The organism is Pseudoflavonifractor sp. An184, assembly GCF_002160305.1.
In the GTDB taxonomy this organism is placed as follows: Bacteria; Bacillota; Clostridia; order Oscillospirales; family Oscillospiraceae; genus Lawsonibacter; species Lawsonibacter pullicola.
Map to the genome: position 1 here is coordinate 1 of NZ_NFKI01000073.1, position 13,164 is coordinate 13,164.

A 13,164-nucleotide genomic window follows, 5' to 3' on the forward strand; every position below is an offset into this window, starting at 1 on the left:
CACACCGCTCTCAGCGGCGGGAGTTTATTTTACCATCTCGTTTCGCCCTTGTCAAGCACTTTTTTCAAGTTTTTCAAAACTTTTTTCAGCGCTTTTCCAAGAGGAAACCGTCCGGCTCGCTCCCCGGCCGCCCTCGCGGACGACCTGTTTATATTACCACCGCTTCCTCAGCTTTGTCAAGCACTTTTTTCAAATCTTTTTCGATTTGTTTTCGCGCTCAACTCGCTCTGGAAGGGGCGACGCTCTTGCTTCCCGCAAGCGCTTCGCTATCATAGCAAACTTTCCCTCCCTTGTCAATCATTTTTTTCGGTTTTTTCCGTCTTTTTTTCACTTTGTTCTTCGGCAACCATATCTTCTGTCTTTCGCACGCTTTTATACACAAAATGTGGGGAGTGACGGAACATCTCCCGCCCCCAGCATACAGCCAGCACCAAAAGCGGCAGCGCCAGCCCCATCATCAGGTTGCCCAGCAGGGCGGTCTCCCGGCCGAAGGCGTCCGCCATCACCCCCTCCGGGAAGGCGGCGATCCCCAGCACGGCCCCTGGGATGAGAATGGCTGTGACCGCCGGTTTCTGTTTGGCCCTGGGAAAAATCTGCTTTGTCGCCTTCCACAGGGCAAAGGCCAGCACCCCCAGCAGCGACAGGTCCGCAAAGGTCCACAGGGCGGCGATGATGCTCTCCACCCGCTGGAAGGCCCCCTCCACTCCCACGCTTTTGGCCAAAGCAAAAAAGGGGCTGTTCAGCCGCCGGGCCAGCTCCGGGCCCAGATTGCCGATGACCACCGCCTGCTCCGCCCCCAGCAGGAGGCAGCCGCCGCCGGCCCACAGTACCCAGTCCCGCCCCCGGCGGGGGGAGGGCTCCGTGTCCCCCAGCAGGAAGGCGGCAAAGGCCCCATAGCCCAGCACCCCCAGCAGCGGTTCCGTCGACCGGAGCACCGGCAGGGCGTCCCCCCACCACAGGGGGAGCAGGTGCTCCCCTCTGACCTGGGGCAGGGAGAGAAGCAGCACCGCCCCGGCGGCGGTGAGGAGAACCGCCAGGAACACCTGCCCCGCCCGGGCGAAGGCGGACAGCTTGCCCCGGGCCATCCACAGCACCAGCAGGGCGGCCGCGGGCAGGAAAAACCACAGGGAGCCGTCCCGCTCCCCGGAGGCGATGAGCCGCTGTGCGCACAGCCGCAGCCGGAGGGCCAGCAGCAGCTCCCCCCAAATAAAATAGAGGAGGAGCACCAGCCGCCCCAATACCGGCCCCAGCCCCCAGCGGATGGCGCCCGCCAGTCCGCCGTGGCGCAGCCCCAGTCTGCCCAGCCCCCACCCCAGGAGCAGCAGCGCCGGCAGGGCCGCCAGAGCGGACAGCCACGCCCCCCGTCCGGCGATGGGCAGGGTCACCGCCGGCAGCAGCTCCGCCGCCGGGGCCATCAGCCCCGCCCACAGCAGGGCGCACAGCTGGGTCTGGGAGATTTGCTTTTCCTCCACCTTGAAACCACACCTCCTTCTTTTCTTGGAAGAAAAGAAGCAAAAGAACTTATGCAAAACTTCGTTTTGCCTCTTCCCCCCTTGTTTTGTTTTCCCGCAGGGATAAAGACAGCGGCCCACGAGCGGCAAGCACGGGCTCATCCGATCATAGAACTGCGGGCCTGGGGGGAATCCAGAAAGGTTCACGCCAAATCCCCGTAGGTGCGGCTCACCGACACCTGAACGCTGACCTCATAGGGGATCATGGAGAACCGCTCCTCCCATTCTCCCCGGAGCTTCTCCCATCGGGCCGGATCGGCCTGCGCCACCTGGCTGCCCAGGGCGGTGCAGTCGGTCCCCCAGCCGCGCAGCTGCTCCATCACCTGCCGGAGCCGCAGGCCCTCCCGCTCCTCCAGAGCCTCCCGCAGCTGGGCAAGCTCCCCCTGATCCATGGGCTCATGGAACTCGGCCAGCTCGGCGGCCGCCCGGCAGTAGAGGCGCAGGCCGGTCAGCTCCTCCCCCTGAAAGACCGGCTCGCACCGCGTCGAGACCTCCGTGATCCGGGCCACCGCCCGCCCCGAGGGCAGGTCCACCTCTATAATATCCTCCGCCGTCTGGCCGGTGAGCAGCTCCAGCCCCTTGGCGCTCTCCCCGTCCAGATAGCCCGCCAGCTTCCCGTCCCGGAGCACCCCGTATCCGGCCTCCAGAAGAACCGTCTGCCCCTCCGTCTCCTCCGGGCCGGCCGCCCGCAGGGCGGGCAGATAGGCGCACCCCTGCTCCAGCAGGCTGGAGAACACCTCCCCCGCCGTCCGGGTGATCCCCGCCGCCCCCATCTCGCTGTCCGTCTGGAGGGTGGACAGGCGGCTGTCCACTCCGGTCTCGCCGCCGGCCTGGATGGCCGCCTGGGCGGTCCCGCCCCGGACCAGCCACACCTGAGCCCCCAGCCCCAGCTCCACGTCCCGGGAGAAGTAGTCCAGCACCGGCTCCACCCCCTCCAGGGCGGCCTCCTCCCCCAGAAGAAGCTGGTCCACATAGCCGTAAAACACATAGCTGTCGCTCAACCCCTGCATGGACAGGCAGGCGGCGCTGAGGGACTCCCCCCCGGCGGAGAGGATCAGGGGCGGCTGGCTCTCCCCCTGGAGGCCGGCGGCCCGCTTCCCGGTGGACACGGTGACCCGCACCTGTCCCGCCTCCTCCTCCGCGTCCACCCCCATGGTGCGCAGAAGGGCCATGTCCCCCATCTCCCGGGCGTAGGGCAGGGCGGCCTTTCCGCACCCGGACAAAAGCAGCGCCGCCGCCAGAACCGCCGCCGCTCCCATTCGCTTCATCGCTGGTTCCTCCGATTCAAGGTGTGTCTGGCTCCGTCCCGCCACTTCATCCGGGGCAGAGGGGGCCGGAGCAGGCTGGAGTGGCCCCGGGGCTCCCCCGCGCCGCTGGTGAAGGGGGCCAGGTAGGGAACCCCGAAGGTCTCCAGCCCGGCCAGGTGGTAGATGAGGGCGGCGCACCCCGCCGCCAGGCCGAACAGCCCCGCCGCGCTGGCCAGAATGGCCAATAAAAACCGCCACAGCCGCAGGGCGGCGGCGAAGTCCTGGGAGGGCATGGCGTACCCGGCCACCCCGGCGATGGCCACGGCGATGAGCACCGCCGGGGAGACGATGTGGGCCTCCACCGCCGCGTTGCCCACCACCAGCCCCCCCAAAATGGAGACGGTGGCCCCAATGGGGCTGGGCAGGCGCAGCCCCGCCTCCTGGAGCACCTCAAATGCCAGGAGCATGATGAGCACCTCGAACACCGTGGAGAAGGGCACCTCCTGCTTGGCGGCCACAATGGACAGGGCCAGCTTCACGGGGATGGCCTCCGGGTGGAAGGTGACCAGGGCGATATACAGCCCCGGCACCAGGATGGTCACAAAGGCGCACAACCACCGGATCACATTCAGGGCGGAGGCCGCCATCCAGTGGAAGGCCCGGTCCTGGCCGGTTTTGAAAAACTGGTCGATGGTGCCGGGCAGCATCCAGGCGAAGGGCAGGCCGTCGGCCATCAGCCCAACCCGCCCCTCCAGCAGAGCCTGGCAGAAGCGGTCGGGCCGCTGGGTGTAGGGCATGGTGGGAAAGGGGGTGTTCAGGTGGTCCGTCAGGTACTCCTCGATATTCCCGGCCGCCTCCACCCCGTCGATGTCCATGCCGTCCAGCCTCCGGCGCACCCGCTCCACCGTGTCCGGGTCGGCGATGCCGTCCAGATAGAGCACGTCCACCTGGGTCCGGGACCGCCGGCCCACAATGTGCTCCCGGATTTTCAGCTCGGGGGCCTTTAAATGGCGGCGGACCATGGCGGTGTTGGTGCGGACGGACTCCACAAAGGACTCCCGCACCCCCTTCAGGGCGGGCTCGTTCTCCGGCTCCCCCACCGACCGCTTCTCCTCGGTGACCACCGGCAGGGTGAGGGCGTCCCCCCGCCCCGGAAAGAACAGGGCGCAGCTGCCCAGGATCAGGTCGTTCACCACATCGTCCAGGGTGGTCCGCCGGTTGGCCGCCAGGTTGTAGAGGGCCCCGTACTGGAGGCGGGCGAACAGCTCCTCCTCCGGGACCTGGCTCAGGGCCGGGTCCTGGGCCAGGGGCCGGAGCACATAGTCGCTGAGCCGCTCGTTCCGGGCCATGCCCAGGAGGTAGCACACCGTCACCGTCCGCTTCCGGTCCCCGTGGAGGTACACCGTCCGCTCCATATAGTCCACACAGCCCTCAAATACCTTTTTCAGGTTTTCCCGGGAAAGGGGCTCCGGGAATCGGGGCTCCTTCCGGGGGTGGGGGGCGGAGTTTGTCCGCTCCGGCTCAAACAGGCCCATGGCGCTCCCTCCTCTCGCTGGGATAGTATGGGAAAAACCGGCCCGGCCTATTCTCCTCCCGGCCGGCTTTCTCCGCGCGCCGCCCCCCTCACCGGGGACTGAGTCCCCCTTTTTCCCCCGAATCCGGTCGTTTTGTGGAAGGTTCCTCCAAAAACATGTACAAATTGGCAGGAGTTTTTTCCGGAGGGAAAACAAGAATCGTCATTTTGACGCTTCCACTCCGGCTAATTCCTGGTACAATATAGGAGTACCAATGAATCTGACGGCCCCGGCTGTCTAAGGAAAGGAACGTGTGTATCATGGCGTTGCGCAAGAAGGCTGCGGCCACCGCAGCCGCGGAGACTACGGCGGCTCCCGCCGCCCAGGAGGCGGAGAAGAAGCCCGCCGCCAAGACCCGCAAGGCTCCTGCGAAGCGGACCCCCGCGGCCAAGAAGACCGCGGCTCCCCAGGTATCCCTGACCCTGCAGTACATGGGCAAGGAGCTCTCCCAGGAGGACATGGTGGCCGCCGTCAAGGCCCAGTGGACCGGCGAGGAGATCAAGACTCTGGCCCTGTATGTAAAGCCCGAGGACCAGGCCGTTTACTATGTGGTCAACGGCGAGGGCAGCGGCAAGGTGGATCTGTAAGCATCCCTCCCCCGCTTCAAACGAAAAACCGGACGCCCAAAGGGGCGTCCGGTTTTTTTCAGCTTGTCAAAAAACCTCTGCTGAGATGAATCCGCTCACGTTGGGGCGGGTAGCTCGAGGGGGCGATAGCCCGCCTCGAGTGGGATCGAATGCTCTGAATGCCTTGCACAGCAAGGCGTTCAGAGAGCGCAGCGAGAACTTTCCCGCCGCTGTGCGGCGGGAAAGTATCGGCATTCCGTCTCCCACGGCCGGAGCCGTCGGGCACGCCTACCAGAACTTTTTCTTTTTGCAGATCCAGAGGCTGAGAATCACGATTCCCACGCTGACGGCGATTGCCGCAGGATAGCCGTACTTCCAGGTGAGCTCGGGCATGCCGGTGAAGTTCATGCCGTACCACCCGGCCAGCAGGGACAGGGGCAGAAAGATGGTGGTAACCACGGTGAGGATCTTCATGGTCCGGTTCTGCCGCAGGTCGATCTCCGCCTGGAACATGGTCTGGACCTGGAGGCAGTACTCCCGCAGCAGCTGGGACTCCTCCCGCAGGCGGATGACCCGCTCCTCATAGAGGCGGAAGAGGCGCTCCTCCTCCGGGGAAAACAGGCCGGCCTCGTTCTCCCGCAGGCGGCCGGCCACGTCGTCCAGCTGGGAGTAGCACCGGAACCAGGCCATGGCCCGCTTCCGCAGCTGGGTCATCGCCTGGCTGAAGCCCTCCAGCTCTCCGCCCAGGACCCGGTCCTCCAACCCCTCGGCCTGGTCCTCGATCTCCTCCAGCCGCCGCAGGTCTTTGGCGGTGAGCATGGACAGCAGGCCGTAGAAAAACCGCCCCACGCCCCCGCCCACCGGGTAGCGCTCCTTGTCCATCCGCCGGAGATAGGGGAGCAGGAAGTCCCCGTCATCCACCAGCACCGCCCGGTTTCGGGCCAGCAGCCAGCCGAAGGCCAGCCGGCCGCCGCCCCTGTCGGATTTAGGGAACAGAATGGTGCCCGACAGACAGTCCGGGCGTACCTCCGCCTTGCACACCCGGACGTCCCGGGCGGCGGGGGTGTGGCTCAGGGTCTCCTCCAGCCCCGGCAGGGCGGAGAGCTGAGAGAGTTCCTGAGAGGTGAGCAGGACCACCCCCGGCGTCTCCGCCGCCGGGGCGCGCTCCAGCGGGGTCAGGGTTGGGCCGATGGCGTACCAGTGCATGGGGACTCCTCCTTTCCGGCGCAGGCTCCGGACCTGCGCCGCGGCTGGCAGTGTGGGAAGCGGATCAGACCACCTGGAACAGGAAAAATTTCAGATAGTTGGTCTCCTCCACGTTCCAGAGGATGGGGTGGTCGGGGGCCTGCTGCCGGGCCTCGATCTGCCGCAGCTGCCGCCCCGCGTCGGCGGCCGCCTGGCGGAGCATCTGGACAAACCGCTCCTCTGTGGCGAAGTGGCTGCAGCTGGCGGTGGCCAGATAGCCGCCCCGGGGGAGGAGCTTCATGGCCCGGTAGTTGATCTCCTTGTACCCCCGCATGGCGTTGTCCGCGGTCTTTCGGGACTTGGTGAAGGCGGGCGGGTCCAGGATGATGAAGTCGTAGTCGTGCTTCCCCTCCAGGGTGGGCAGCAGGTCGAACACGTCGGCACACACAAAGTCCATCCGGTTCTCCAGGCCGTTGCGCACGGCGTTGGCCCGGGCCAGGTCCACCGCCGCCTGGCTCACGTCCACGGCGGTGACGTGCTCCGCCCCGCCCAGGGCGGCGTTGAGGGCGAAGCTCCCCGTGTGGGTGAAGCAGTCCAGCACCCGCTTCCCCCTGGCCAGCTTGGCCGCCGCCCGGCGATTGTACTTCTGGTCCAGGAAAAAGCCGGTCTTCTGGCCGTTCTCAAAGTCCACCTCGTACGCCACCCCGTTCTCCCGGATGAGGGTGCGGGTCTGGGCCGGCGGCTCCTCCCCGGGGAGGCGGTACCAGCCCTTCCCCTCCTCCAGCCCCTCCCGCTCCCGCAGGGGGACGTCGTTGCGCTCATAGATCCCCCGGATCTCCTGGCCGTCGGCGCGGAGCACCTCCGCCAGGGCGGGGAAGATCACATCCTTGCGCAGCTCCATCCCGTAGGACATGGTCTGGGTCACCAGGATGTCGTGGAACCGGTCCACCGTCAGGCCGGGGAGCTGGTCGGCCTCCCCAAAGACGATCCGGCAGCAGTCCAGGTCCTCGGGCCCCATCACTGTCCTGCGGTAGGCCCAGGCGTACTCCAGGCGGCGGCGCCAGAAGGCCTCGTCAAAGCGGTCGTTGGCGCTGCGGCTGAGGAGCCGGATGCGGATCTTGCTGTGGAGGCTGAGCAGGCCGGTGCCCAGATAGCTCCCCCGGCGGCTGACCACGTCCACCAGGGCGCCGTTCTCCGGCGCCGTCTCCGGCTCGCGGATGATCTCCTCCCCGTAGACCCAGGGGTGGCCGGCGGTCAGGCTGCGCTCGGCCTTGGGGGTGACGGCATAGACGGGATAGGGGCGGGGCTGTTTCATAAAAGACTTCCTCTCTATTTTTGGATGGATTCTATGTCCAATATTATAGCACGGCAGGCCGGGACATGCTATAATTTGAATACAGACGGCCGGAGGGAAAATCCGGCCCCGGATTCGTCATTTTGTATAGGAGGCGGCACAGATGGAAATTGAGCGGAAATGGCTGGTTGCGGGCTGGCCGGAGGGGGCCGTCCCCTCCCACATCTACCGCATGGACCAGGGGTACATCGCCCTGTCCCCCACCGTGCGCATCCGCCGGGAGGCGGAGGGAGAGACGGTCCGCCACGTTCTGTGCTTCAAGGGAAAGGCGGACGCCGCCGGCCTGGCCCGGGAGGAGATCGAGACGGAGATCGCACCGGACCTCTTCTCCCGCCTGGAGGGGCTGATCGGCCTGCCCCTGATCCGAAAGGAGCAGCGGCGCTATCCCCTGGAGGGCGGTCTGGTGCTGGAGGTCAACCAGGTGGACCAGGGGGAGCCGGGCTCCTTCTTCTACGCCGAGGTGGAGTTCCCCACCCGGGAGGCCGCCCTGGCCTGGGAGCCGGGCAAGTGGGCCGGATACCTGTCCCGGGAGGTCACCGGACAGCCCGGGCAGAGCATGGCGGCCTACTGGCTGGCCACCCGGGGACACGCCGGAGGGGTCGACGCGCCGTCCGGGCTGGAAAAATAAGGGCTGAAAGTCGATATTCCGGGTGCTAAATGGGTATTTTGCATAAATTTTGTTCAGGTACTATAAAAAATAATCTCATTTCATAGATTATATAGTCGAAATGTGATATAATTCCTAAACTAAGAGAATGGAGGCCAGAGCGGCATGCGGCCGGAGGAACAGCGCCCGGCCAGTTTAGGAGGCGCAGGATGAAGGAATCCTGGTTAGCGCAGAACCCCAATGGGGTAGGAGAGCTGTCGTTCCTGTTTTGCGGAAGGCAGAACTGTGCGCCGGGCGACTCGGTGGGGCCGGCCGTCCGGGAGCACTACCTGCTGCATTTCTGTTTGTCGGGCCGGGGCGTGTACCAGGCCCAGGGACGCAGCTATGCCATCGGCCCCGGGGAGGGCTTTCTCATCTTACCGGATGAGGTGACCTCCTACCAGGCGGACCAGAGCGAGCCCTGGACCCACATCTGGGTGGGCTTTCATGGTTCCCGGGCGGGAGAGTATTTGCACCAGTGCGGCCTGGGGCGGGACCACCGGGTCTACCGCTGCGCCGCGCCGGACCGGCTGGACCACTGCGTCCGGGAGATGATGCGGTATGAGACCGCCGGCCGGGGCCACGAGCTGATGCTCCAGGGGGAGCTGTACCACTTCCTGGGCTGGATCGCCCGCTCGGCGGAGGAGCCCTCCCACCGGGGGCGGGAGACCGGCAAGGAGTATGTGGAGCTGGCCATGGAGTACATCCGCAACCACTTTCAGGAGGATCTGACGGTGGCCAAGCTGGCCCGCTATGTGGGCCTGAACCGCAGCTATCTCACCACCGTGTTCCAGAGCGTCCTCCAGATGTCCCCCCAGCAGTTTTTGATGCGCTTCCGGATGACCCGGGCGGCCCAGCTGCTGCGGGAAAACAACCTGTCGGTGGGGGAGGTGGCCCGCTCCTGCGGCTATCCCGACCCGCTGACCTTCTCCAAGGCGTTCAAGCGGACCCTGGGCGTCACTCCCTCCCGGTACCGGAGGGGGGCCCGGGCGGAGCACATGGCGGCCGAGGCGGAGACAAAGGTCCTCCCCGTCTGAGGAACCGCCCTACACATTCCGACCGCAAAATTGTGAAAGCGGCCTGCGTTTCGGCGCAGGCCGCTTCAGCTTGTCGAAAAACCTCTGTTCAGACGAATCCGCCCGAGTGTTGGCGGGGGAGCTCGAGGGGGCGGCAGCCCGCCTCGAGTGGGATCGAATGCCCTGAATGCCTTGCGCAGCAAGGCGTTCAGCGAGCGCAGCGAGGACTTTTCCGCCGCGCAGCGGCGGGAAAGTAACGGCATTTTTGCAGTCTGTTGGGGCAAAAAGCCGCGCGGAGCACCGGGAACGGCTCCGCGCCGCCCCAGCGGTCTCTATGTAATGTTTCTTCTCTGCCCTACCGGATCATCCGGCAGGGGCTCAGGGCCCGGAACTGCCGGGTCATGGTCAGGCACAGGTCGTTGTAATAGTCCAGATAGGCCTTCTTCTGCTGCCGCTGAACGCGCTGGCGCTCCTGAAGCTGTCTCCAGGCCTCACAGGACTTGTGGCAGCCGGACTGGTAATGGGGGCAGGTGCCCTGACAGGGAAGCATAGAAACACTCCTCTCACAAGATATCGGCTTCCGCCGGGAAAAACAACAGGCGCCTTGCAGCCAAACGCGGATCACGCGTTGGGCCGCAAAGCGCCTGAAGTTTTTTCGGCACGGGAGGAGGGGGCGGACAGGTTCCGGCCTGGAACTCCTTGGGGGATGCCCCGGCGTCTCTGCTCTGCCATAAAAACTCCTCCTCCCTCACATCGGAAGCTGTCTCCATTGTAACAGAGCCTGAGCCGCTTTTCCAGCGGATTTGTGTAAAATTTATTCGAAATTTTTGGCGAAACCGGCAGGTTTTCCCCGCCCGGTTTTACTCCGCCTTCTCCGGGCCGGCCGCCTCCCGGCCGGAGCCGTCGTAAGAGAAGGTGCGCCCCTCCCGGCCCTCAAACAGCCGGGAGCCGTCCTCCTCCCCTTTCAGGGCCAGAAGGCGGGGCAGCAGGTAGGGGGCAAACACCATCGCCCCCGCTCCGCCTCCGGCGGAGCTCATCCGGCCCAGGGGGCGGCCGCTGAGAATGTAGCCCTGGAGGAACGCGGTGAGCTGCTCCCCAGTCACCTCCCGCCGTCCGCAGGAGAGGAAACAGCGGCTGGCTCCGGAGCGGGCCGCCTTGGTCCCGGCGACGATGGCCTCACTCAGAGACCGGCAGCCGGAGACTACCACTTTATTAAAGCCAAAGGCCCGGATGGCCTCGTCCAGCACGCCGGGGCGGGTGACCACGATCACCCGCAGTCCCAGCATGGCGTCCGCCGTCTGTCGGGCGGCCTGAAAGGCGTGGAGATACAGGGGCTTCCCTTCCTCCTCCGCCAGCAGCTTCCCGCCTTCCAGCTCCTTGGGACCCTCCGCCAATAAAATCAAATCGATCATGCTTCTCTTCGCCTCATTTCTGCCGGGGCTCGCCCCCGGGGAACCGTTTTGCCTCCGCCGGAGGATTTCCGCCCCGGCGGCGTTTTGTCTCTTTATTATACCGCAGATCCCTTCAAAGCGCCATCCGGAATCTCTGCCGACTTTTTACCGGGAAATTTCTGGGGTTTCCTCTATTTTCCCCGTCTCTTCTCTCTTTTTCTCCGGTGGTTTACACATTTTCCACACTTTTTTCCACAGCCGGCTGCTGAACAATCCAGCGTACCGGGGTCTTTTCAATGGAGGCCGCCACCTGGAAGGTCAGATCCATAAAATACTTGGCAAAGTGGGTCAGATAGCGCTGCTTGTGCCGCAGCAGGGAGAGCTTCTGAACCAGGGGGACCCCTTGGTCATAGAGAGGAAAAATGTTCACATTGGCGTCCACCGTTCCCCGTTTCTCCACCAGATTCATATGGGTGCAGTAGCAGGCGGCCAGCCCCTTGGTACACATGGGGAGGGTCTGAGCGGTGGAGGGGGCGGTAAAAAATACGTTGGGCTGGATGTGCTCCCGGGTAAAGATCTCCTGGATCCTCGCCCCCAGGCGGTTGGTCATCAGGGCAAAGGGAAGCCGGTCAAAGTCCCGCAGCTCAACCCCCTGGACCGCCTGGATTTTCCGTTCCCGCACCTCCTCGGGCGTATAGTACGCCCGAAGCAGATTCTCTGGCACGCACAGATAGATATGGTCCTGCAAGAACTCATGCTCCACCAGATCAGGGGAATAGCGGTCGGAGAGCACCAGGGCGAAATCCAGCTCCCCGTTGGAGGTCTGCCTTTCCAGTCCCTGGGACAGTCCCTCCACAAAGCGCACCTCCACCCTCGGGTACATCTGGTGAAAATCAGGCAAAATACGAGGTAGAAACTGAGTCCCCCGGGCCATGCTGGCCCCCACACGGAGAGTACCCCGCTCCTGGTGCTCCACGTCGGAGAGGATATCCTTTAAGTTCCGCTCCTCCTTCCCCACCACCTGGGCAAAGGACAGCACGAACTCCCCCGCGCAGGTGAGGGACAGGGAGGGCTTCCGGTAAAACAGCTTGGTGCCGTAATACTGCTCCAGACGCTGGATATGGTTGCTCAGGGTCTGCTGAGAGATGTACAGCCGCTCCGCGGTCTTGGTCATATTCAGATCCTTGGACAGCTCCTGAAAGTAGTACAGACTGGTCAGATCCATAGACGCCCTCCTCCACAAAGTTTTTTTGTAGAAAATTAAAAAATTCCCTGTTTGCTTTTCTAACTCGACTATATTACCATGATCCCAACGAAAGCGCAATGCATTTTGTGAATATTGTACAGAAAACGAGGAGGAGTTTTGTATGGCAATTCGAGTACTGCTCCCCCAGCCGATTCTTCCGGCTGGCTATGAGTATCTGCGGGAGCACGGGTATGAGGTCGTGGACGGCCGCGGCTTTACCGAGGACGATATCGTGGCGGACATCGCCGACTGCGACGCCATCATCGTCCGCACCGCCAAGATCACCAAGCGCATCTTTGACGCCGCCCCCAAGCTGAAGATCCTGGCCCGCCACGGCGCCGGCTACGACGGGGTGGACCTGGCCGCCGCCCGGGAGCACGGGGTGCTGGTGTGCACCGCCGGCGGGGCCAACGCCATCTCTGTGGCCGAGCTGACCATCTTCTACATGCTCTACTGCTCCCGGAACTTCAAGAAGGTCCAGAAGCTGTACCTGGAGGACTACCGCCAGGCCAAGATGGGCGTCCCCAAGACCGAGCTGGAGGGCAAGACTCTGGGCCTGGTGGGCCTGGGCAATATCGGCAAGCTGGTGGCCAAGAAGGCCGCCCTGGGCTTTGACATGACCGTGCTGGCCTACGACCCCTTCGCCAAGAAGGAGGGCCTGCCCGAGTACATCCAGCTCTTAGAGGACCGGGACGAGATCTTCAAGCGGAGCGACTACGTCTCCCTCCACGTGCCCGCCACCCCCGAGACCATCCACTCCGTCAGCGACCGGGAGTTCGGCCTGATGAAGGAGACCGCCTATCTCATCAACGCCGCCCGGGGCTCCATCGTGGATGAGCCCGCCCTGGTCCGCGCCCTCCAGGAGGGCAAGATCGCCGGCGCCGGCCTGGACACCCTGGAGAAGGAGCCCATCGACCCCACCAATCCCCTGGTGGCCATGGACAACGTCCTCACCGCCCCCCACATCGGCGGCGCCACCAAGGAGGCCTCCAGCCGGTCCTCCGTGGCCTGCGCCCAGGCCATCGACGACTACTTCTCCGGCCGCACCCCCAACTTCGTGGTGCCCGAGCTGCGGGATCTGCTCAACAAGTAATTTCCCGAACCGGCGCCTCAAATACCGCGCGGGCGGCCAAAGGCCGCCCCTACGGCAACAGCGGACCCGTAGCGTTGATTCGGATACCTAGGCGCAGAATTTAGATCGCAACAACTGCAATTTTTACAGATTGAGGGCCCAGTGGCCCGGCGGGAATTTAGAGCAATCACTCAGATTTTGCGCGCCGGAAATATTCTGCCAGCCCCAAGGGATAACCCACGTTAATGGGGGACCGGGGGCCGACTCCCCCTGTCAGGGGGAGATGTCGCGAAGCGACAGAGGGGGTAGGGTAGGCGAATATGGACACGCAGTGTCCATCCTGAGCCGTCCCCCGG

General features: G+C 64.5%; 13 protein-coding genes. 5 read left to right on the forward strand and 8 right to left on the reverse strand.

What is annotated here, in order from left to right; translation table 11 throughout:
- On the forward strand, positions 1 to 275 hold a 275-nt coding region (locus B5F19_RS17765; RefSeq protein WP_204248345.1), incomplete at its 5' end, for a hypothetical protein.
- Between the two features lie 18 nt (positions 276 to 293).
- Here the strand turns inward: B5F19_RS17765 and B5F19_RS15210 are convergent.
- From B5F19_RS15210 to B5F19_RS15220, 3 genes are all read right to left on the reverse strand, one after another.
- Complete coding sequence (locus B5F19_RS15210) at positions 294 to 1,472, reverse strand: GerAB/ArcD/ProY family transporter (protein WP_162612595.1); 1,179 nt, start codon at positions 1,470 to 1,472, stop codon at positions 294 to 296.
- A 182-nt stretch (positions 1,473 to 1,654) separates the two neighbouring features.
- Entirely contained in the window at positions 1,655 to 2,779 is a 1,125-nt protein-coding gene (locus B5F19_RS15215) for a Ger(x)C family spore germination C-terminal domain-containing protein (RefSeq protein WP_087292083.1), read from the reverse strand.
- Positions 2,776 to 4,293, reverse strand: coding sequence for a spore germination protein (locus B5F19_RS15220; protein ID WP_087292086.1), 1,518 nt, complete (start codon positions 4,291 to 4,293; stop codon positions 2,776 to 2,778). The genes B5F19_RS15215 and B5F19_RS15220 overlap by 4 nt, the downstream gene beginning before the upstream one ends.
- Before the next feature lie 299 nt (positions 4,294 to 4,592).
- On the opposite strand from B5F19_RS15220, the gene B5F19_RS17575 reads away from it, so the two are divergent.
- Complete coding sequence (locus tag B5F19_RS17575; RefSeq protein WP_087292089.1) at positions 4,593 to 4,919, forward strand: DUF6465 family protein; 327 nt, start codon at positions 4,593 to 4,595, stop codon at positions 4,917 to 4,919.
- A 267-nt stretch (positions 4,920 to 5,186) separates the two neighbouring features.
- Here the strand turns inward: B5F19_RS17575 and B5F19_RS15230 are convergent, their stop codons facing one another.
- Together B5F19_RS15230 and B5F19_RS15235 are read right to left on the reverse strand one after the other, a co-directional pair.
- Positions 5,187 to 6,104 (reverse strand): CorA family divalent cation transporter, encoded by a 918-nt coding sequence (locus B5F19_RS15230; protein WP_087292092.1) that lies wholly within the window; start codon positions 6,102 to 6,104, stop codon positions 5,187 to 5,189.
- Between the two features lie 64 nt (positions 6,105 to 6,168).
- Positions 6,169 to 7,398: a class I SAM-dependent rRNA methyltransferase gene (locus B5F19_RS15235; RefSeq protein WP_087292095.1), complete on the reverse strand. Its 1,230-nt coding sequence runs from the start codon at positions 7,396 to 7,398 to the stop codon at positions 6,169 to 6,171.
- 142 nt (positions 7,399 to 7,540) lie between these two features.
- Between B5F19_RS15235 and B5F19_RS15240 the strand changes: the two genes are divergently transcribed.
- Entirely contained in the window at positions 7,541 to 8,065 is a 525-nt protein-coding gene (locus tag B5F19_RS15240; RefSeq protein WP_087292098.1) for a CYTH domain-containing protein, read from the forward strand.
- 188 nt (positions 8,066 to 8,253) lie between these two features.
- On the forward strand, positions 8,254 to 9,120 hold the full coding sequence (locus tag B5F19_RS15245; protein ID WP_087292101.1) for an AraC family transcriptional regulator: 867 nt from the start codon (positions 8,254 to 8,256) through the stop codon (positions 9,118 to 9,120).
- Between the two features lie 334 nt (positions 9,121 to 9,454).
- Here B5F19_RS15245 and B5F19_RS15250 read toward each other — a convergent pair whose 3' ends face one another.
- The 3 genes from B5F19_RS15250 to B5F19_RS15260 all read right to left on the reverse strand — a co-directional run bounded on the left by B5F19_RS15250 (position 9,455) and on the right by B5F19_RS15260 (position 11,715).
- Complete coding sequence (locus tag B5F19_RS15250) at positions 9,455 to 9,649, reverse strand: hypothetical protein (RefSeq protein WP_087292104.1); 195 nt, start codon at positions 9,647 to 9,649, stop codon at positions 9,455 to 9,457.
- A 310-nt stretch (positions 9,650 to 9,959) separates the two neighbouring features.
- Complete coding sequence (locus B5F19_RS15255) at positions 9,960 to 10,511, reverse strand: NTP transferase domain-containing protein (protein ID WP_087292106.1); 552 nt, start codon at positions 10,509 to 10,511, stop codon at positions 9,960 to 9,962.
- 208 nt (positions 10,512 to 10,719) lie between these two features.
- The gene (locus tag B5F19_RS15260; protein WP_087292109.1) at positions 10,720 to 11,715 is read right to left on the reverse strand and encodes a LysR family transcriptional regulator; all 996 of its coding nucleotides are present in this window, start codon (positions 11,713 to 11,715) and stop codon (positions 10,720 to 10,722) included.
- A gap of 142 nt (positions 11,716 to 11,857) precedes the next feature.
- Between B5F19_RS15260 and B5F19_RS15265 the strand changes: the two genes are divergently transcribed.
- Positions 11,858 to 12,829, forward strand: a complete 972-nt coding sequence (locus B5F19_RS15265; protein WP_087292112.1) for a hydroxyacid dehydrogenase — start codon at positions 11,858 to 11,860, stop codon at positions 12,827 to 12,829.
- Positions 12,830 to 13,164: the final 335 nt, after the last annotated feature.

What these genes read in the sequence shown, in the direction of transcription:
- B5F19_RS15255 (WP_087292106.1), bottom strand. Translation starts at nt 10,511, where the DNA reads ATGATCGATTTGATTTTATTGGCGGAGGGTCCCAAGGAGCTGGAAGGC.
- B5F19_RS15245 (WP_087292101.1), top strand. Translation starts at nt 8,254, where the DNA reads ATGAAGGAATCCTGGTTAGCGCAGAACCCCAATGGGGTAGGAGAGCTG.
- B5F19_RS15240 (WP_087292098.1), top strand. Translation starts at nt 7,541, where the DNA reads ATGGAAATTGAGCGGAAATGGCTGGTTGCGGGCTGGCCGGAGGGGGCC.
- B5F19_RS15215 (WP_087292083.1), bottom strand. Translation starts at nt 2,779, where the DNA reads ATGAAGCGAATGGGAGCGGCGGCGGTTCTGGCGGCGGCGCTGCTTTTG.
- B5F19_RS15265 (WP_087292112.1), top strand. Translation starts at nt 11,858, where the DNA reads ATGGCAATTCGAGTACTGCTCCCCCAGCCGATTCTTCCGGCTGGCTAT.
- B5F19_RS15235 (WP_087292095.1), bottom strand. Translation starts at nt 7,398, where the DNA reads ATGAAACAGCCCCGCCCCTATCCCGTCTATGCCGTCACCCCCAAGGCC.
- B5F19_RS15220 (WP_087292086.1), bottom strand. Translation starts at nt 4,293, where the DNA reads ATGGGCCTGTTTGAGCCGGAGCGGACAAACTCCGCCCCCCACCCCCGG.
- B5F19_RS17575 (WP_087292089.1), top strand. Translation starts at nt 4,593, where the DNA reads ATGGCGTTGCGCAAGAAGGCTGCGGCCACCGCAGCCGCGGAGACTACG.
- B5F19_RS15230 (WP_087292092.1), bottom strand. Translation starts at nt 6,104, where the DNA reads ATGCACTGGTACGCCATCGGCCCAACCCTGACCCCGCTGGAGCGCGCC.
- B5F19_RS15260 (WP_087292109.1), bottom strand. Translation starts at nt 11,715, where the DNA reads ATGGATCTGACCAGTCTGTACTACTTTCAGGAGCTGTCCAAGGATCTG.
- B5F19_RS15250 (WP_087292104.1), bottom strand. Translation starts at nt 9,649, where the DNA reads ATGCTTCCCTGTCAGGGCACCTGCCCCCATTACCAGTCCGGCTGCCAC.